At 54.0% G+C, this 19,570-nt stretch carries 21 protein-coding genes and 1 pseudogene; 13 read left to right on the forward strand and 9 right to left on the reverse strand.

All coding sequences use genetic code 11. The features are described 5' to 3' along the window. The 5 genes and pseudogenes from trpD to PW844_RS10495 all read left to right on the forward strand — a co-directional run. Positions 1-1,319, forward strand: a pseudogene (trpD, locus tag PW844_RS10475) (bifunctional anthranilate synthase glutamate amidotransferase component TrpG/anthranilate phosphoribosyltransferase TrpD); the annotation flags it as partial. 1 nt (position 1,320) lies between these two features. Continuing rightward, positions 1,321-2,688, forward strand: a complete 1,368-nt coding sequence (trpCF, locus tag PW844_RS10480) for a bifunctional indole-3-glycerol-phosphate synthase TrpC/phosphoribosylanthranilate isomerase TrpF (RefSeq protein ID WP_299451161.1) — start codon at positions 1,321-1,323, stop codon at positions 2,686-2,688. Between the two features lie 45 nt (positions 2,689-2,733). After that, positions 2,734-3,924, forward strand: coding sequence for a tryptophan synthase subunit beta (trpB, locus tag PW844_RS10485; RefSeq protein ID WP_084875136.1), 1,191 nt, complete (start codon positions 2,734-2,736; stop codon positions 3,922-3,924). After that, positions 3,924-4,727, forward strand: coding sequence for a tryptophan synthase subunit alpha (gene trpA / locus PW844_RS10490; protein WP_299451162.1), 804 nt, complete (start codon positions 3,924-3,926; stop codon positions 4,725-4,727). The genes trpB and trpA overlap by 1 nt, the downstream gene beginning before the upstream one ends. Positions 4,728-4,903: 176 nt before the next feature. Next, entirely contained in the window at positions 4,904-5,218 is a 315-nt protein-coding gene (locus PW844_RS10495) for a BON domain-containing protein (protein ID WP_299451163.1), read from the forward strand. 42 nt (positions 5,219-5,260) lie between these two features. Here the strand turns inward: PW844_RS10495 and ompW are convergent, their stop codons facing one another. Beyond that, the gene (ompW, locus tag PW844_RS10500) at positions 5,261-5,893 is read right to left on the reverse strand and encodes an outer membrane protein OmpW (RefSeq protein ID WP_299451164.1); all 633 of its coding nucleotides are present in this window, start codon (positions 5,891-5,893) and stop codon (positions 5,261-5,263) included. Between the two features lie 248 nt (positions 5,894-6,141). On the opposite strand from ompW, the gene PW844_RS10505 reads away from it, so the two are divergent. The 4 genes from PW844_RS10505 (at position 6,142) to yciA (ending at position 8,397) form a co-directional block, all read left to right on the forward strand. Continuing rightward, positions 6,142-6,558, forward strand: coding sequence for a YkgJ family cysteine cluster protein (locus tag PW844_RS10505; protein ID WP_299451165.1), 417 nt, complete (start codon positions 6,142-6,144; stop codon positions 6,556-6,558). A 27-nt stretch (positions 6,559-6,585) separates the two neighbouring features. After that, a complete protein-coding gene (locus PW844_RS10510; protein ID WP_299451167.1) occupies positions 6,586-7,320 on the forward strand; it encodes a YciC family protein in 735 nt (244 codons plus the stop codon). Positions 7,321-7,372: 52 nt separating this feature from the next. Next, entirely contained in the window at positions 7,373-7,912 is a 540-nt protein-coding gene (locus tag PW844_RS10515) for a septation protein A (RefSeq protein ID WP_299451169.1), read from the forward strand. A 68-nt stretch (positions 7,913-7,980) separates the two neighbouring features. Next, on the forward strand, positions 7,981-8,397 hold the full coding sequence (gene yciA, locus PW844_RS10520) for an acyl-CoA thioester hydrolase YciA (protein ID WP_041525794.1): 417 nt from the start codon (positions 7,981-7,983) through the stop codon (positions 8,395-8,397). Between the two features lie 39 nt (positions 8,398-8,436). Here yciA and tonB read toward each other — a convergent pair whose 3' ends face one another. Then, positions 8,437-9,183, reverse strand: coding sequence for a TonB system transport protein TonB (tonB, locus tag PW844_RS10525; RefSeq protein WP_299451173.1), 747 nt, complete (start codon positions 9,181-9,183; stop codon positions 8,437-8,439). Between the two features lie 205 nt (positions 9,184-9,388). Here tonB and PW844_RS10530 point away from each other — a divergent pair, with 205 nt between their 5' ends. After that, the gene (locus PW844_RS10530; protein ID WP_208715290.1) at positions 9,389-9,685 is read left to right on the forward strand and encodes a YciI family protein; all 297 of its coding nucleotides are present in this window, start codon (positions 9,389-9,391) and stop codon (positions 9,683-9,685) included. Continuing rightward, a complete protein-coding gene (locus PW844_RS10535; RefSeq protein WP_299451178.1) occupies positions 9,686-9,856 on the forward strand; it encodes a hypothetical protein in 171 nt (56 codons plus the stop codon). A gap of 15 nt (positions 9,857-9,871) precedes the next feature. On the opposite strand, the gene PW844_RS10540 is transcribed toward PW844_RS10535, so the two are convergent. Continuing rightward, positions 9,872-10,045 (reverse strand): YciY family protein, encoded by a 174-nt coding sequence (locus tag PW844_RS10540; protein WP_013509336.1) that lies wholly within the window; start codon positions 10,043-10,045, stop codon positions 9,872-9,874. A 162-nt stretch (positions 10,046-10,207) separates the two neighbouring features. Between PW844_RS10540 and cls the strand changes: the two genes are divergently transcribed. Both cls and PW844_RS10550 read left to right on the forward strand, forming a co-directional pair. Continuing rightward, the gene (cls, locus tag PW844_RS10545; protein ID WP_299451186.1) at positions 10,208-11,668 is read left to right on the forward strand and encodes a cardiolipin synthase; all 1,461 of its coding nucleotides are present in this window, start codon (positions 10,208-10,210) and stop codon (positions 11,666-11,668) included. Positions 11,669-11,704: 36 nt separating this feature from the next. Further along, on the forward strand, positions 11,705-12,034 hold the full coding sequence (locus tag PW844_RS10550; protein ID WP_013509338.1) for an HI1450 family dsDNA-mimic protein: 330 nt from the start codon (positions 11,705-11,707) through the stop codon (positions 12,032-12,034). A gap of 40 nt (positions 12,035-12,074) precedes the next feature. Here PW844_RS10550 and oppF read toward each other — a convergent pair whose 3' ends face one another. From oppF to PW844_RS10580, 6 genes are all read right to left on the reverse strand, one after another. After that, a complete protein-coding gene (gene oppF, locus PW844_RS10555) occupies positions 12,075-13,076 on the reverse strand; it encodes a murein tripeptide/oligopeptide ABC transporter ATP binding protein OppF (RefSeq protein ID WP_299451191.1) in 1,002 nt (333 codons plus the stop codon). Continuing rightward, on the reverse strand, positions 13,073-14,086 hold the full coding sequence (locus PW844_RS10560) for an ABC transporter ATP-binding protein (protein ID WP_299451193.1): 1,014 nt from the start codon (positions 14,084-14,086) through the stop codon (positions 13,073-13,075). Before PW844_RS10560 ends, oppF begins: the two co-directional genes overlap by 4 nt. A gap of 11 nt (positions 14,087-14,097) precedes the next feature. Then, entirely contained in the window at positions 14,098-15,006 is a 909-nt protein-coding gene (gene oppC, locus PW844_RS10565; protein ID WP_299451195.1) for an oligopeptide ABC transporter permease OppC, read from the reverse strand. 15 nt (positions 15,007-15,021) lie between these two features. Continuing rightward, a complete protein-coding gene (gene oppB / locus PW844_RS10570) occupies positions 15,022-15,942 on the reverse strand; it encodes an oligopeptide ABC transporter permease OppB (protein ID WP_084875169.1) in 921 nt (306 codons plus the stop codon). A 79-nt stretch (positions 15,943-16,021) separates the two neighbouring features. Beyond that, positions 16,022-17,662, reverse strand: coding sequence for an oligopeptide ABC transporter substrate-binding protein OppA (gene oppA, locus PW844_RS10575; RefSeq protein WP_299451198.1), 1,641 nt, complete (start codon positions 17,660-17,662; stop codon positions 16,022-16,024). A gap of 162 nt (positions 17,663-17,824) precedes the next feature. Further along, a complete protein-coding gene (locus PW844_RS10580) occupies positions 17,825-19,459 on the reverse strand; it encodes an ABC transporter substrate-binding protein (protein ID WP_299451200.1) in 1,635 nt (544 codons plus the stop codon). Between the last annotated feature and the right edge of the window lie 111 nt (positions 19,460-19,570).

A 19,570-nucleotide genomic window follows, 5' to 3' on the forward strand; every position in this document is an offset into this window, starting at 1 on the left:
GGCCTACGGCGGTCATGTCGGCCAGGCGGGTGAGATTCTGCACGGGAAAGTCTCGTCAATTACCCATGATGGCATCGGCATGTTTGCCGGCCTGAGCAATCCGCTGCCGGTCGCGCGTTATCACTCGCTGGTTGGCAGCAATACCCCCGCTGAACTGACGGTAAATGCCAGCTATAACGGCATGGTGATGGCTGTGCGCCACGATGCCGACCGCGTGTGCGGTTTCCAGTTCCATCCTGAATCTATTCTGACCACCCAGGGCGCACGTTTGTTAGAACAAACGCTGGCCTGGGCGCTGGCGAAGTAATAGGGAGATAATGATGCAAGCTATTCTGGAAAAACTTTATCAGGCCCAGACACTGACCCAGGCCGAGAGCCATCAGCTGTTTAGCGCCATTATTACCGGCCAGCTGGAACCGACCCAACTGGCAGCCGCGCTAATCGCCATGAAAGTACGTGGCGAGCGCCCGGAAGAGATCGCCGGTGCCGCCTCCGCGCTGCTGGAAGATGCCAAACCCTTCCCGCGTCCGGATTACACCTTTGCCGATATCGTCGGCACCGGTGGCGATGGCAGCAACAGTATCAATATTTCCACTGCCAGTGCTTTTGTCGCGGCCACCTGTGGGCTGAAAGTGGCGAAACATGGCAACCGCAGCGTGTCGAGCAAGTCCGGTTCGTCCGACCTGCTGGCAGCGTTCGGCATCAATCTGGATATGCCCGCAGAACAGGCGCGGCGTGCGCTGGATGATTTGAATGTGTGTTTCCTGTTTGCCCCGCAGTATCACAGCGGTTTCCGCCATGCGATGCCGGTGCGTCAGCAGCTAAAAACCCGCACGCTGTTTAACGTGCTCGGCCCATTGATCAATCCGGCGCGTCCACCGCTGGCGGTGATCGGTGTCTACAGTCCGGAGCTGGTGCTGCCCATCGCCCAGACGCTGAAAGTGCTTGGCTATCAGCGTGCAGCTGTGGTGCATGGCGGCGGTATGGATGAGGTTGCGCTGCACAGTCCGACCCAGGTAGCGGAACTGCGTGACGGTGAAATCACCGGTTATCAGCTAACCCCGGAAGACTTTGGTTTCCGTTATCACGACAAAGAAGCCCTGGCGGGCGGCACTCCGGAAGAAAACCGTGACATTCTGACGCGTTTACTCCAGGGTAAAGGCCAGCAAGCCCACGAGGAAGCCGTGGCGGTCAACGTGGCGATGTTGCTGAAAGTATTTGGTAATGAAGATTTGCGTGACAATGCGCAGCGTGCCCTTACCGCGATTCGCAGCGGCCAGGCATACGAACGCGTTGTCGCCCTGGCAGCGAGAGGATGAGATGAGCATTAAGGGAACCGTGTTAGAAAAAATTGTGCTGGATAAAGCCGTATGGGTGGAAGCGCGCAAAACACAGCAACCACTGACGACCTTCCAGAACAGCCTGCAACCGGCCGAACGCCATTTTTACGATGCGCTGCGCGGCACGCGTACCGCTTTTATTCTGGAATGTAAGAAAGCGTCCCCGTCGAAGGGTTTGATTCGCGACGACTTTGATCCCGCCACCATCGCTGGCGTCTATCGTCATTATGCTTCTGCGGTATCAGTGCTGACCGATGAGAAATACTTCCAGGGCAACTTCGAATTTCTGCCCATCGTCAGTGCAGCGATTACCCAGCCGGTACTGTGCAAAGATTTTATCATCGACCCTTACCAGATTTACCTGGCACGTCATTATCAGGCCGATGCCATCCTGCTGATGCTGTCAGTGCTGGATGATGATCAGTATCGCCAGCTGGCTGCCGTGGCCCATAGCCTGAAAATGGGCATTCTGACTGAAGTCAGCAATGAAGAAGAGCTGGAGCGCGCCATTGCACTGGAAGCGAAGGTGGTCGGCATCAATAACCGCGATCTGCGCGATCTGTCGATTGACCTGAATCGTACGCGCCAGCTGGCCCCCCGTCTCGGCCATGGCGTGACGGTGATTAGCGAGTCCGGCATTCATAACTATGCTCAGGTACGTGAGCTGAGCCATTTCGCTAACGGTTTCCTGATCGGTTCCGCTCTGATGGAAGAAGACGATCTCAATGCTGCGGTACGTCGCGTGCTGATGGGTGCGAATAAAGTATGTGGCCTGACTCGAGCGGAAGATGCCCGCGTCGCGCATGAAGCCGGTGCTATCTACGGCGGCGTGATTTTTGCGGCGGGTTCACCGCGCCAGGTCAGCACTGAACAGGCCCAGGCGGTGATTGCCGCGGCACCGTTGAAATACGTCGGCGTGTTCCGTAACAACAGTATCAGTGACGTTGTCACGCAGGCGACGGCACTCAACCTGTTTGCGGTTCAGCTGCACGGCGATGAAGACCCGACGTTTGTTGCCGAATTACGCCAGACTCTGCCTGCTAATGTGCAGATCTGGAAAGCGCTGAGCATCAAAGACGCGTTACCCGCACGCGACTGGCCGCACGTCGATCGTTATGTCTTTGATAATGGCCAGGGCGGTACCGGCCAGCGTTTTGACTGGTCACTGTTGCAAGGCCAGAAGCTGGACAACGTGCTGCTAGCCGGTGGATTAAGCGCCGACAACTGCGTCGAAGCCGCACAGCTCGGTTGTGCGGGTCTGGATTTCAACTCTGGTGTGGAATCGGCCCCTGGTATTAAAGATGCCAGCAAGATCGCCGCAGTATTCCGCACGTTACGCGCCTATTAATTTCTCTTGCCCGCCGGGAGCGGGTTGGATAAGGAAGATGAGAAGATGACGTTACTGAATCCCTATTTTGGCGAATTTGGCGGCCAGTATGTGCCGCAAATCCTGATGCCGGCTTTGCGTCAGCTGGAGGCCGCGTTTGTCGAGGCTCAGCGCGATCCGGAATTTCAGGCGGAATTTACTGACCTGCTGAAGAACTATGCGGGTCGCCCTACCGCACTGACATTGTGCCGCAACCTGACTAAAGGCAGTAAAACCCGCCTGTATCTGAAGCGGGAAGACCTGCTGCACGGTGGCGCGCATAAAACCAACCAGGTGCTGGGCCAGGCATTACTGGCAAAGCGCATGGGTAAAAACGAAATCATCGCAGAAACCGGAGCCGGTCAGCACGGCGTTGCCTCGGCGCTGGCATGTGCGTTACTCGGGATGAAGTGCCGCATTTATATGGGTGCGAAGGACGTCGAACGTCAGTCACCAAACGTGTTCCGTATGCGTCTGATGGGGGCCGAAGTTATTCCGGTACACAGTGGCTCGGCGACGCTGAAAGACGCCTGTAACGAGGCCCTGCGCGACTGGTCTGGCAGCTATGAAACGGCCCACTACATGCTCGGTACCGCTGCTGGTCCACACCCGTTCCCAACCATCGTTCGCGAATTCCAGCGTATGATCGGCGAAGAGACCAAAGCGCAGATTCTGGAAAAAGAAGGACGCCTGCCGGATGCGGTGCTGGCTTGTGTCGGTGGTGGCTCGAACGCTATCGGTATGTTTGCTGATTTTATCGATGAAACCAGCGTTGGCCTGATCGGCGTGGAACCGGCAGGTCACGGTATCGAAACCGGCGAACACGGTGCGCCGCTAAAACACGGCCGCGTAGGTATCTACTTCGGTATGAAAGCGCCGATGATGCAGACTGAAGAGGGACAGATTGAAGAATCCTACTCCATCTCTGCCGGTCTCGACTTCCCGTCTGTCGGACCGCAACATGCCCATCTCAACAGCATCGGTCGTGCTGAATATGTGTCGATTACCGATGACGAAGCGCTGGATGCCTTTAAGCAGCTGTCGCGTTCAGAAGGTATTATCCCGGCACTGGAGTCATCTCATGCGCTGGCCCATGCGCTGAAGATGATCCGCGAGAATCCGGAAAAAGAGCAATTGCTGGTGGTTAACCTGTCCGGCCGCGGTGATAAAGATATTTTCACCGTTCACGATATTCTGAAAGCGAAGGGAGAGATCTGATGGAACGTTATAATCAGCTATTTAAACGTCTGTCGGCGAACAAAGAAGGTGCGTTCGTTCCTTTCGTTACCCTCGGCGATCCCTCGCCGGAGATGTCGCTGAAAATTATTGATGCATTGGTTGCCGGTGGTGCCGATGCACTGGAGTTAGGCATTCCCTTTTCCGATCCACTTGCGGATGGCCCGACTATCCAGAACGCCACGCTGCGAGCTTTTGCTGCCGGTACCACCACCGCGCAATGCTTCGAAATTCTCGCCAGCGTGCGCCAGAAATACCCCGACCTGCCGATTGGTCTGCTGATGTACGCGAACCTGGTGTTCAGTAAAGGGATCGATAATTTTTACGCGCAATGTGAAGCTGTGGGTGTGGATTCCGTGCTGGTGGCAGATGTCCCGGTGGAAGAATCAGCCCCGTTCCGCCAGGCAGCGATGCGTCACAACGTCGCACCAATCTTTATCTGCCCGCCGAATGCCGATGATGACCTGCTGCGCGAGATCGCTTCACATGGCCGTGGCTACACTTATTTTCTGTCACGCGCCGGGGTAACCGGTTCAGAAAACCGCGCTCACGTGCCGCTGCAGCATCTGATCGACAAACTGCATGAATACCATGCTGCGCCGCCATTGCAGGGGTTCGGTATCTCAGAACCCGGTCAGGTGAAAGAAGCGGTAGCGGCCGGTGCGGCCGGTGCGATTTCGGGATCGGCGATTGTGAAGATCATCGAACGTAACCTTAACCAACCTGATGTGATGCTGAACGAGCTGCAAACCTTTGTCAGCAATCTGAAAGCCGCCACCCGTTAATGCCCTGCCCGCCTTATCCGCTCACGCTGCGGGTAAGGTGGTTTTCCTTTCTCCCGTCATTATGATCATTTCGCGTTTTTTCGCTGTGCTGATTTGACCATTTCCCGTTGCCACACCACACTTTAAGCGCACCGTCACATCGCGGTGAAACATCATGTATGACAGGGAGATAACCGATGAAACTGTTCAAAATCGTTGCGGGATTGCTGATGGCTGCGGTGATGGCGCTGACGCTCAGCGCTTGTGCACCTACATCGACACAGGAAGGGACCGGTGGTTATATCGATGACACCGTGATCACGACGAAAGTGAAAACTGAATTGCTGAAGGATGACTCGCTGAAATCAACCGAGATCAATGTAGAAACCTTCAAAGGTCGGGTGCAGTTAAGTGGTTTTGTCAGTTCACCCCAGATGGCGAACCGTGCGGTGGCCGTTACGCGCAGCGTCGCAGGTGTGAAATCCGTGGTTAATAATATGCAAATCAAATAAGCAATCGGGCGGCCAACAGGTCGCCCGAGTTTTTTGTCCCGATCAGAAACGGTAACCAACACCAAAGAAGAAAACAAAGGGATTAATATTGGTATGGATATTCTGCTGTTCACCAGCCGCTTTAAATTTCACATTGGTATCAATATCCATGTACCACAGTGATGCGTTCAGCATCCAGTCCCGGTTGATTTGATAATCAACACCAACCTGTCCCGCCACCCCCCATGAATTTTTCATTTTGAGATCGCTCAGCCCGGCATCTTGCCCGGTTTGGTTGAAACTTTTATCAAAGAACATCGTGTAGTTAATACCCGCACCCACATAAGGCCGGAATTTACTGTTACTGTCTAAGAAATAGTATTGCGCCATCAGCGTTGGCGGTAGCTGATGGACGGTGGCAATATTACCGGTCGCATTCAGGCCGACTTTGTGTCTGAAAGGCGTAGCCGCCAGCAATTCAATACCAATGTTATCGGTTGCCATGTAGGTGAAGGTCAGACCCATCTGGGTGTCATTGCTGACGTTAAATCCCCCCAATCCCAACACATTTTGCGAGCTTTCTGTGGGACGTACCGTTGCGGTACCCACACGCATAAAGAAATCACCTGCTTCGTGAGCCAGTGCCAGTTGTGGAATTGCCAGTGCCACCAGCAGCGCGCATTTTGCCAGTTTCATATTCACTCCTTTGCCCATTTGTTATTGATGTAGTGACGAAGTTTGTGGCAAGAGATCTATCGCGTTTCTTGACAAATTGCATCTGAATCATTTCAGATAAATCACTTATAAAACAATGAATTGATTCAGATCAATTTTGGCGTTACAGCAGGAAATAAAAATCTGCTTGCGAAAATTTCGCGCCGTGATTACTTTGCTGAACTCTGCCGTTGATTTTGGTTCGATGCTTAGGAGAAGCGGGCGATCAAATGAGCGATTCATCCAACCCTTGTATGACCTGTGGCGCCTGCTGCGCCCATTTCCGAGTGTCTTTCTATTGGGCCGAAGCTGACGATGCTGGCGGTGCGGTACCGGTGGAATTAACTGAGCCTTTAAGTCTGCTGATGCGCAATATGCGTGGCACGAACGCGCGTACGCCGCGCTGTGTGGCGTTGCAGGGCGAAATTGGTGGTTGTGTCTCATGTGGCATCTATCAACAGCGCCCGTCACCCTGTCGTGAGTTTGCGATGTCAGGCGAGCACGGTGTACTGAACGAAGCCTGCGATCGGGCCAGGGCGCGCTATGGTTTGCCCGCGCTTTTTTGCCCATCTTTACCAGACATGACAGAAAGTTATCCTAATGCGGGTGCCAGCATGCCCGCAGAACATGTACAATCGCCGGGTTAATTAACCCGGTTCCTTCAAGGAGTGTACATGTCTATCACGGCAAGCTCGTTATACCGTGACACAGGAAATTTTCTGCGCCATCAGCTGATTACTGTTGTGCTGATGGCGTTGCTTACCTCGTTTATTACCGTGATTATCGGCCATGCCCTGACCCCCGGTGCCGACCAGTTGTCACTGCTGAGTCAGAGTGATGACAGCGCATCCTCGCTGTTTGAGCTGGTACAGAATATGTCGCCGGATCAACAACGCATTTTGCTGCGCGCTTCCGCTGCCGGTACCTTTGCGGCGCTGGTGGGCAACACCCTGCTGCTGGGCGGCATGCTATGCCTGATCCCGATGGTCTCGGCGGGTCTACGTGTCAGCGCCCTGCGTGCTATTGGTGCTTCCGCACCATTGCTGCCGAAATTGCTGCTGCAAACCTTTTTAATCACTTTACTGGTTCAGCTTGGCTTTATGGTGCTGATGGTGCCTGGCGTTCTTTTGGCGATCCTGTTCTCGCTGGCACCGGTGATGCTGGTCAGTGAAAAGATGGGTGTGATGCGCGCCATGCGCGCCAGCATGCGTATGGCCTGGAAAAACGTCAAACTGATCGCCCCGGCCATCATTGTCTGGTTGCTGGCTAAAATCGCGCTGATGTTCTTCTTTTCTTCGCTGACGGTGCTGCCCGCCAATGTGGCTTCTGTGGTACTGAATGCACTGGGGAACCTGGTTTCCGCCATTCTGATTATCTATTTGTACCGGCTCTATATGCTGTTACGTTAAGGATTATGGCGCTCATTGAGCGCCTTAATTGCCGCCCCTGACTGGATATCCTATGAAGCAGTTACTCGATTTTCTTCCACTGGTCGTGTTCTTCATTTTCTACAAGCTCTACGACATTTTTGTCGCCTCCGGCGCACTGGTGGTTGCCACCGGCATTGCGCTGATCGTCAGCTGGGTGCTGTACCGCAAGCTGGAGAAAATGACCATCTTCACTTTCGTGCTGGTGGCAGTGTTCGGCACTCTGACGTTGGTGTTCCACAACGATGAATTCATCAAGTGGAAAGTGACGGTGATCTATTCCCTGTTTGCGCTGGCATTGCTCTACAGCCAATGGTTTATGAAACAACCGCTGATTCAGAGCATGCTGGGGAAAGAGTTGCAGTTACCGGATGGTGTCTGGCGACGTCTGAATGTGGCCTGGGCCATTTTCTTCCTCGCCTGCGGTCTGGCAAATATTTATGTTGCATTTTGGTTATCACAGGAATTTTGGGTTAACTTTAAAGTGTTTGGTCTGACCGGTCTTACCCTGCTGTTTACCCTGTTAAGTGGCGTGTATATCTGGCGACACATGCCGCAACAAGAAGAAAAATAATGAATGATGCCCGGCAATTGCCGGGTTTTTTGGCGCCTGCCGCCATCACCTGCATAAGAACTGAAGCAATGGACGAAAAACACAAATTGCCGCAAGGCGAAATGGTGCTGCGCACGCTGGCAATGCCAGCCGATACCAACGCCAATGGTGATATCTTTGGCGGCTGGCTGATGTCGCAGATGGATATGGGCGGTGCGATTCTGGCGAAAGAGATTGCCGAAGGTCGCGTGGCAACCGTGCGCGTGGATGGTATGAGTTTCCTCAAACCCGTTGCGGTGGGTGATGTGGTGAGCTGCTATTGCCGCTGTATCCGTACTGGCAACAGCTCCATGACCATCAATGTCGAAGTGTGGATCAAAAAAGTGTCTTCAGAGCCGATTGGCCAGACCTACTGTGCCACCGAGGCGGTATTTATCTATGTCGCCATCGACAACACAGGTAAGTCACGCCCGTTGCCACCGGGTAAAGCCAACCTCAGTGATTAACCGCGATAAAAAAAGCGGTCCTCTGACCGCTTTCTCATCTTATTCGATATTCGCGCCACCGTTGATACGGAACACAATATTCATCGTCAGGTTAGTGCCCGGACGTCCTGGCTGATAGCGCCATTTTTTCATCGCTTGCTTCACTTCGCGTTCAAACATGTTGCGTGGTTCAGCCGAGAGAATCTGAATATTATCAACGCGACCATCACTATCAACATCAAACTGCACCCGCACCCGACCTTCCACACGCAGCGCAAACGCGCGTGCCGGATAAGCGGGTTTGCTGACGTTCATCGCTTTCGGACCGTCTGAAACTGATGGCGTTGAGGTCGGATTGGTTTTCGGTGCCGTTGTCGGCCGTGTCTGCGTGGTCGGCGCGTCGGTTTTTACCGGAGCCTGTGGCTTCGTTTCCTCACGCGGTTTTACCTCACGTTTCGGTTCGTGCTTTTTCTCTACCTTCGGCTTAGGTTTTGGCTTAGGCTCAGGTTTTGGAATCGGAATCGGGACCGGCTCAGCTTTAGGGGGTTCCGGGGCAACTTCAGGAACCGGCTCCGGTGTAGGTTCGGGTTCCGGCGGTGGCGGTGGCGTCTGCACTGTCGGCGCAGGTTCTGGCTGCACTTCCGGTGCCACCATGCTTACGCTAATCGGTTGTGATGCTTTAGGAACCTCAATGACCTGATGAAACGATGCATAGAGAATGCCAGCAATTACTGTGCCGTGAAGTACCACGGACAACAGCAGAGAAACGGGGGTACGTTTTGGGAAAGGCGTAGTCAGCGTCGTCATAACAGTCATGTTCATTGAGTGAAGCGAAGATTTTAAATGCAAATAGCAATCAGTTTCAATAAGCAGTGTTAAGTGCGTACCAGTAAATGCCTTTTTTAGCCCCATTTGCGCAGAATGGCGCAGGAAATATCTTTCGTTTGCACTCTGTTTACCGATCACTTAACGTGTTTCGCAAATCTGACCAGTTTAACGGGAGTTCCCAATCGTGCTTTATGTCATTTATGCGGAAGACAATGCTGATTCACTGGAAAAACGTACTTCTGTACGCCCTGCCCACCTGGCGCGTCTGCAACTATTGCAGGATGAAGGTCGTCTGATTGTGGCAGGTCCGATGCCTGCGGTTGATAGCAATGATCCCGGTGCCGCCGGTTTTACCGGTTCAACCGTGATTGCCGAGTTCCCATCGCTGGAAGCGGCACAATCCTGGGCCAATGATGACCCCTATATTGCAGCCGGGGTGTATAAGCAGGTTGCGGTCAAGCCATTTAAACGTGTTTTCTAGATGTGGCGCGCACTTGTTCTGCTGATCATTGTCTTCGCATTGCTTGGCAGAGCACTCTGGATATGGCGTCGGCAGGGCTTTCGCAGCGCCCGTCAGCACATCGTGATGTTGATTGTGCTGGCTGCCGCGCTACAGATGGTAAACCTGACCTTAGTGTTACGCGGCGTTTAACGCCGCGCTTTCCCATCAGGTATTTTGGGTGATGAACAGGATAGAGCGACGGTGTTGCTGCGCAACCTGGTGACGAATGGCGTGAATACGTTTATAGCGCCGGGATTGCCCTTCCAGCCAGCGCGCACGACGGCGCTGTACCTGACGTAACATTCTCCAGCGAGCCACTTCATTTCTGCTTCGTCTCATCACATCCTCTCTGACTGGCTAATCACCGGCACGCATTATAGTGATCTGCCATAAAATGCCAATTCGAATCGCTTATCGATAACCCGTTATGATTAAAGGTTTCGCTACCGTTCATCAGCACGTAAACTTTGCTCATCAAAGCGCGAACGGGACGTCCACTTAATGACCACATTTTATACCCTGATCAGTTGGTTGCTACTGTTTGGCTACTGGTTACTCATTGCGGGTGTGACACTGCGAATTCTGATGAAACGCCGTGCTGTAACTTCTGCCATGGCCTGGTTGCTCATCATCTATATTCTGCCGCTGGTGGGTATTATTGCGTATTTGTCATTTGGTGAACTGCATCTGGGCAAACGCCGTGCGGAGCGTGCGCGCACCATGTGGCCGTCAACGGCCAAATGGCTCAACGACCTGAAACAATGCCGCCATATCTTCGCCACTGAGCACAGCGACGTGGCGCTATCGTTGTTTCAGCTGTGCCACCATCGTCAGGGTATTGCCGGAGTAAAAGGCAACCAGCTCCAGTTGCTGACCAACTCCGATGATGTGATGCATGCCTTAATCCGCGATATTCAGCTGGCTCGCCACAATATCGAGATGGTGTTCTATATCTGGCAACCCGGCGGGCTGGCAGACGAAGTGGCTGAATCGCTGATGGCGGCATCACGGCGTGGTGTGCACTGCCGCCTGATGCTCGACTCCGCCGGCAGCGTGGCCTTTTTCCGCAGTCCGTGGCCCGGCATGATGCGTAATGCCGGTATCGATGTGGTAGAGGCGTTACAGGTCAGCCTGCTGCGTGTGTTCCTGCGCCGTATGGATTTGCGCCAGCATCGCAAGGTGGTGCTGATTGATAACTACATTGCCTACACCGGCAGCATGAATCTGGTTGATCCACGCTTCTTCAAGCAGGACGCAGGTGTGGGTCAATGGATTGATATGATGGCCCGTATGGAAGGCCCGGTCGCCACCACCATGGGCATTGTCTACTCATGCGACTGGGAGATTGAAACCGGCAAGCGCATCCTGCCGCCCGCCCCTGATGCCAATATCATGCCGTTCGAACAGGAGAGTGGTCACACCATTCAGGTGATTGCTTCCGGTCCCGGCTTCCCGGAGGACATGATCCATCAGGCGTTGTTAACGGCAGTCTATTCCGCACGTCACCAGTTGATTATGACGACCCCCTACTTCGTGCCCAGCGATGATTTGCTGCATGCCATTTGTACTGCGGCGCTGCGCGGGGTGGAAGTCAGCATTATTGTGCCACGTCATAACGATTCCCTGCTGGTGGGCTGGGCCAGCCGCGCCTTCTTCACCGAGCTGCTGGAAGCCGGGGTGAAGATTTATCAGTTCGAGGATGGGCTGTTACATACCAAGAGCGTGCTGGTCGATGGTCAGCTCAGCCTGGTGGGCACCGTGAATCTGGATATGCGCAGCCTGTGGCTCAATTTTGAGATTACCCTGGTGGTGGATGATGCCGGGTTTGGCAGCGATCTTGCTTGTGTCCAGGATGACTATATCGCCCGCTCACGCCTGCTGGATGGCACCCGCTGGGCAAAACGTGCCTGGTGGCAGCGCATCGTCGAACGACTGTTTTACTTCTTCAGTCCTTTACTGTAAAACGAGCGGAAATATTTACCGCCGCAGGGCACGCAAATGACCATGGATTTAAATAACCGCCTGACTGAAGATGAAACGCTGGAGCAGGCTTACGATATTTTTCTGGAACTGGCAGGTGACAACCTCGATCCGGCCGATATCATTCTGTTCAATCTGCAGTTTGAGGAACGTGGTGGCGCTGAGCTGTTCGATCCTTCGGAAGACTGGCAGGAACATGTCGATTTTGACCTGAATCCTGACTTTTTCTCTGAAGTGGTGATTGGACTCGGTGAAGCGGACGGTGAGCCGATTACCGATGTCTTTGCGCGCATTCTGCTGTGTCGCGAGAAAGACCACAAACTGTGCCATATTCTCTGGCGCGAATAGGGTCACAAAAGAACGCCGGGCAATCGCCCGGCGTTTTGTTTTACATCGGGTCCACCTTGAGGCAGGACACCGCATGGCGGAAGCTGCCTTCGAGTAATGGTCGTGTTTTCGCGCACTCTGGCCCGGCAATCGGGCAGCGGGTACGGAAGACGCAACCTGATGGTGGATTGATCGGCGACGGCAGTTCTCCTTCCAGCAACTGGATCTGTTTATTCTTTTCCAGATCCGGATCGGGAATCGGCACCGCCGACATCAGCGCACGGGTGTAAGGATGCTGCGGGTTGTTGTACACCGCATCATACGTCCCCAGTTCCACCGCATGGCCCAGGTACATCACCAGCACGCGGTCGGAGATGTGCTTCACCACGGCCAAATCGTGAGCAATGAAGATCAGCGATAACCCCATCTCACGTTGCAGCTGCTGCAACAGGTTCACCACCTGCGCCTGAATTGACACATCAAGTGCCGATACTGGCTCATCACAAATGATCAGTTTCGGTTCCAGAATCAACGCACGGGCGATCCCAATACGCTGGCACTGACCACCGGAGAACTCGTGAGGATAACGGTTGATAAGGTTCGGCAGCAGGCCAACCTTCATCATCATGCTTTTAACCTTATCCTTCACTTCCTGACGTGACATCCTGGGATGATAGGTACGCAGCGGCTCCGCGATAATATCGCCGATGGTCATACGCGGGTTGAGCGACGCTAACGGGTCCTGGAAGATCATCTGGATATCGCTGCGCGCTTTGCGCCACTCTTCCTGACTCTGTCCCAGCAGATCCCGCCCCAACCAGGCAACACGCCCTTCTGTCGCCTTCACCAGCCCGATAATGGCACGCGCCAGCGTCGATTTACCACAGCCGGACTCTCCCACCACGCCGAGGGTCTCCCCTTCATATAAGCGCAGGCTGACGCCATCGACCGCTTTCAGGGTTTTGGCTGGCTGCCAGAACCACTGCTTGCCATCTTTGATATCGAAATGCACCTTCAGATCGGCGATTTCCAGTAACACTTTCTTTTCCGCTACGGTGTTCATACTAATTCCTCCACCGGCTTAAAGCAGGCACGCAGGCGTCCTTCACCAAAAGGTTCCAGCGCCGGGGCTGTGGCACAGATATCCATCGCATGCGGGCAGCGAGGCAGGAATGGACAACCCTGTGGCAGACGCAACAGGTTAGGTGGATTACCCGGAATGGTCATCAGCGACTCGCCTTCAGCATCCAGACGCGGCACCGCGCTCAGCAAACCAATGGAGTAAGGATGCGCCGGTTGATAGAACACATCGCGCGCCCGGCCATATTCCATGGTACGTCCGGCATACATCACCAGTACCTTGTCACAGATTCCCGCTACCACGCCCAGATCGTGGGTAATCATAATGATCGCGGTGTTGAACTCGCGTTTGAGTTCGTTCAGCAACGTCATGATCTGCGCCTGCACTGTCACGTCCAGCGCGGTGGTTGGCTCATCGGCGATCAGTAATTTAGGACGGCATAGCAATGCCATAGCAATCATCACGCGCTGACGCATCCCGCCGGAGAATTCGTGCGGGAACATTTTCATGCGTTTGCGTGCTTCCGGCATTTTTACCGCATCCAGCATGCGCACCGACTCTTCAAACGCCTGCGCGCTGTTCATCCCTTTGTGCAGCTTCAGCACTTCCATCAGCTGTTCACCGACGCGCATATACGGGTTCAGCGAGGTCATCGGATCCTGGAAAATCATCGCGATCTGCTCGGCGCGCAGCTTATTCAGTTGATTTTCCGGCAGGTTGAGAATCTCCTGGCCGTTAAACTTTGCCGAACCACCAATACGACCGTTTTTTGCCAGCAGCCCCATCAGGGCAAAGGCCGTCTGCGATTTACCCGAACCGGACTCCCCTACGATCCCGAGGGTTTCACCGGCACGCAGGGAAAAGTTGAGGTCGTTGACGGCGGTGACGTCACCATCGTGCGTGCCAAAGGTCACACGCAGATCTTTAACGTCTAACAACAGGTTGTTTCCCGCACGGGCCGCCATTGCTGGCTGAAATTCATGAATGGTCATCGGGAAACTCCTCAACGATCTTTCGGGTCGAGGGCATCACGCAGGCCATCGCCGATAAAGTTAAAACAGAACAGCGTGACCACCAGGAATCCTGCTGGAAACAGCAGCAGCCAGGGTGAAACTTCCATGGAGTTGGCACCATCGCTCAGCAGCGCGCCCCAGCTACTCAGCGGCTCCTGGGTACCCAGTCCGAGGAAACTCAGGAAGGATTCAAACAGGATCATGCTGGGTACCAGCAGCGAGGCATACACCACGACCACACCCAACACGTTAGGCACGATATGACGCAGCACGATATTGGTGGTGGATACCCCACCGACCTGGGCCGCTTCAATAAACTCTTTGCGTTTCAGGCCCAGCGTCTGGCCACGCACGATACGCGCCATATCCAGCCACGACACCATGCCGATGGCGACAAAAATCAGCAGGATGTTACGGCCAAAGAAGGTCACCAGCAGAATGACGAAGAACATAAACGGGAAGGAGTTGAGGATTTCCAGGATACGCATCATCACCGAGTCGGTTTTACCGCCGAGATAACCGGCAGCTGAGCCATACAAGGTACCCACCAGCACGGCAATCAACGCAGAGGCAATCCCCACCATCAGTGAGATACGGCCACCGATGGCCACGCGCACCAGCAGATCGCGGCCTGAGGAGTCCGTGCCGAACCAGTGTCCGGAGGTGGTATCCGGCGGCGCGGACATCATGCCCCAGTCGGTGTCGTCATAGCGGAACTGCGACAGCATCGGGGCGAACACCACGAACAGCGCGATCAGCACCAGCACCAGCAAACTCAGTAGCGCAGCACGGTTATGGATAAAGCGACGACGCGCATCCTGCCACAGGCTGCGGCCCTCAACTTCCAGCTTTTCACTGAAGACATCCAGAGCTTCGCTGTTTTTCTTACTTAACATCATGGGCGAACTCCAGCATCAGTAACGAATCTTCGGATCGATCACGGCATACAGCACGTCAACGACCGCGTTAAACACAATGGTCAGTACACCGACCAGGATGGTCAGGCTCATTACCAGCGAGTAGTCGCGGTTAAGCGCGCCATTAACGAACAGCTGACCAATGCCCGGCAGGCCATAGATTGACTCGATAACCATGGAACCGGTGATGATGCCGACGAATGCCGGACCCATGTAGGAGATGACCGGCAACAGCGCCGGTTTCAGCGCATGACGCAGCACGATACGACGCAGCGGCAGCCCTTTGGCCCGCGCGGTACGGATAAAGTTGGAGTGCATCACTTCAATCATCGAACCACGCGTAATACGCGCGATGCTGGCGATATACGCCAGAGACAGCGCCACCATCGGCAGCAGCATGTATTGCACTTGCCCGCCATTCCAGCCACCACCGGGCAGCCAGCGCAGAGTGATGGCGAACACCAGGACCAGCAAGGGTGCGACCACAAAACTCGGTATCACCACGCCGGTCATAGCAACCCCCATCACCGCATAATCCCACAAACTGTTCTGTTTCAGGGCGGCTATTACGCCCGCGGTAATCCCCAACACCATCGCCAGCACAAAGGCCGCCAGACCAAGTTTGGCTGACACCGGGAACGCATGCCCTACCAGATAGTTAACGCTATAGTCCTTGTACTTAAAGGAGGGGCCGAAATCGCCATGCGCCAGCTGAATCAGGTAATCAACATATTGTTTGCCGATGGGATCGTTGAGATGGTATTTGGCTTCGATATTCGCCATCACTTCGGGTGATAAAGTGCGTTCGCCGGTAAACGGGCTACCGGGTGCCAGTCGCATCATGAAGAAAGAGATGGTAATCAAAACGAAGAGCGTCGGAATCGCTTCCAGAATCCGTCGCAGGATGAATTTTAACATTGCCGTACCTACCAGGCTGTTGCTTCACAAAGTAATTGGCGGTGCCGCAGCACCGCCACTGTCGATAGCCTGTGTGCTATTAGTGTTTAATTATATAAAAGTTCTTATCGAGGGTTTTATCCAGCGGATCTTTGCCGGTGTAACCGCCGACATAAGGTTTCACCAGACGCGCATTCACGTAGTAGTAAACCGGCACGATGGTGCTGTCCTTATCGAGGATCTGTTCTGCTTTTTGATAATCAGCGGCACGACCTTTGGCGTCAGGTGCTTTGATAGCATCTTTGATCACCTGGTCATACTCAGCGCTCTTATAGTGCGAGGTGTTACTGCTGCTGTCCGATAGCATGATGTTCAGGAACGACGTCGGTTCGTTGTAGTCCGCACACCAAGCCGCACGTGAAACGTCAAAGTTGCCCTGATGACGGGTATCCAGGAAGGTTTTCCACTCCTGGTTTTCCAGCTTGATGTTCACGCCAATGTTTTTCTTCCAGATCGATGCAGCGGCGATGGCCAGCTTTTTATGCAGGTCGGAAGTGTTGTAAAGCAGGTTGAAGGTCAACGGTTTATCAGCGGTATAACCGGCTTCAGCCAGCAATTTCTTCGCTTCCGCGTTACGTTTTTCCTGTGACCATTTGAACCAGTCCGGCGGCAGAATTTCCATGCCATCGGTGGCCGGCGGGGTGAAGCTGTAGGCAGGCATCTGGCCCTGTGCCAGCACTTTGTTCACCATGATGTCGCGATCCAGACCCAGTTTCAGCGCTGCACGTACGCGCGGATCGGTGAATGGTGCTTTCTGGTTGTTGATTTCGTAGTAGTAAGTACACAGGTACGGGTCAACATGCAGCTCTTTGCCGTTATCACGCTGTAGCTTCTTGAACAGCTCAATCGGCATGTTGTTATAGGTCATGTCGCTGCCGTTCTCAGAGAAGTAACGGTTAACATCGCTCACTTCAGAGCTGATCGGCAGGAAGGTGACTTTGTTCAGCACCGTGTGGGCGTTATCCCAATATTCCGGGTTACGCACCAGCGTAATACGCTCGTTGATCACATGATCCTGCAGTTTAAAGGCACCGTTACCGACCCAGTTTTGCGGCTGAGTCCACTGCTCACCAAATTTCTCAATCGCCGGTTTGTAAACCGGTGACATCACGGAGTTAATCAGCAGTTTGTCGAAATACGGCACTGGCTCACTCAGGGTGACTTCCAGCGTGTGATCGTCCAGCGCTTTCACGCCCAGATCGGTGATGGGTTTTTTACCGGCGATGATGTCATCGACGTTAGCAATATGACCGTACTGCGGATAGCTGGCATACGGGGACGCCGTTTTCGGGTCAACCAGACGCTCCCAGCTATATACGAAATCCTGTGCCGTTACCGGCGCACCATTCGACCATTTGGCATTTTTACGCAGATGGAAAGTCCAGACTTTGTAGTCTTTGTTTTCCCAGCTTTCCGCCACGCCCGGCACCGGTTTGCCATCGCTGTCGCTCACCAGCAGACCTTCATACAGGTCACGCGCCACGTTATCTTCAGGCACGCCTTCGATTTTATGCGGATCCAGTGACTGTACTTCGTCACCATTGCCGCGCACCAGCTCCTGCTTTGCTGCCAATTGAACGCCTGCTGGCACTGTCGCTGCCAGCGCGGCATTCCCTGCCAGCGCGCCAATCGCCGCAACTACACCTAAGGCGATCAGGCTTTTCTTCGTGATGTTGTTCATTATTACGCTCCAGTTTTATTATCGTCACCGGGTCGGTCTGAGCCGCCCGGCGTACCCCGTATCCGGGAATCTCCGCCCTGTCTGGTCAGAGATTGCAATCCCCCTTGCAAGGGTTGCCACGGTAACGTGCCGCCCGACTGTAGCGCCGGATCAGCCCGTTACTCAATGTTTCTTTATGTAATAGTATTTCAGATTAATCAGATCCTGCGGATCCTGCCCGGTAAAACCGCCCACCCAGGGCTTCACCAGGCGCACGCTGACGCGGTAATACACCGGGATAATCGCTGAATCTTTATCCTGCTGATTTTCTGCCTGTTGATAGAGCACGGCGCGTGTCGCTTCGTCCGGTGCCGTCAGCGTTTGCGCCATCAGCCGATCGAATGCCGGGCTGCTGTAGAAAGCGGTATTGATGGAAGCGCCGCTCAGCAAAATATTCAGGAAGGTGGACGGTTCGTTGTAGTCTGCACACCAGGTGGCGCGCACCACATCGTATTGCGCCTGATGGCGTGTCTCCAGCAGCGTTTTCCATTCCTGATTTTCCAGGGTCACCACTGCGCCGAGGTTTTTCTGCCACATTGAGGCAGCGGCAATGGCCTGCTTTTTGTTTTGCTCGGAGGTGTTGTACAGCAGCGAGAAGCGCAGCGGATGCTGGTCGTTAAAACCGGCCTCAGCCAGCAGTTTTTTCGCGCTGGCATTGCGTTCTGCCTGGGTTTGATTGAACCAGGCGGGTGGGGAAAGCTTCACGCCGTCAGTAAAGGGTGGGGTCAGGCTGTAGGCCGGAATTTGTCCCTGCCCCATCACTTTTTGCGCGATGATGTCGCGGTCCAGTGTCAGCTTCAGCGCAGTACGCACCCGGACATCATCAAAAGGCGCTTTTTTGTTGTTGATTTCATAATAGAAGGTGCACAGCAGCGGGCTGACTTTGACCTGGTCGCCAAGATCCTGACGCAATTTATGGTACATATCAGGCGGTACCACGCTGTTGGTCATATCCGTGCCACCGCTGCGATAACGGTTAATATCGCTGTTTTCCGACGATAGCGGCAGATAGACGCCCTCTTCAATCACAGTATGGGCATTGTCCCAGTAGAGCGGATTGCGCTTCACCACGATGTTTTCATTCACAACCCACTGGCTGAGCGTGTAGGGACCATTGCTGACGTAATGTTCAGGCTGCGTCCACTGCTCGCCCCACTTCTCCACCGCTGGAGGATAAACCGGCTTCATTGCGGTATTTGCCACCATGGCGAGGAAATAAGGAACGGGTTCTGTCAGTGTTACCTGAAAATGACGAGCGTCCAGCGCTTTGACACCCAGCTCAGCAGGTTTGGCTTTACCCGCCATGATCGCATCAACATTGGCAACATGCGCCGCCTGCAAATAACTGGCGTACGGAGAGGCCGTTCTCGGATCGGCAAGGCGTTGCCAGCTGTAAACAAAATCAGCTGCCGTGACAGGCTCACCATTACTCCAGCGGGCATTTTCTCGCAGGGTAAAAGTCCAGACGCGCCCCTGATCGTTTTGCCAGCTTTCAGCCACACCGGGGACAATTTTCCCGTTGTTGTCGGTGTTAACCAGACCATCGAGCAGGCTTTGAATCACATTGGATTCCGGTACGCCCTCAATTTTCTGCGGATCAAGGGACGCCACTTCGCTGCCGTTATTAATCACAATACGCTGTGTGGCAGATAATTGTGTCCCTGCCGGGATATCAGCCGCCTGACTCTGGCTCAAAATACCCCACAGGCAGAGGGCAAGAGGTGAAAACGCCGGGGCCTTCGCTACCATCCATTTCATCAAAAGAAATCAACCTTCAACATAAACCTGATAGCGAGTAAGCAAGAACCGTACACATTTTTGACTATCAGATAAAAAAATTGCGATGTTCCGAAAATTATCAGAACAAAT

It is taken from the genome of Pantoea sp., from assembly GCF_028283705.1.
Lineage (GTDB): Bacteria > Pseudomonadota > Gammaproteobacteria > Enterobacterales > Enterobacteriaceae > Pantoea.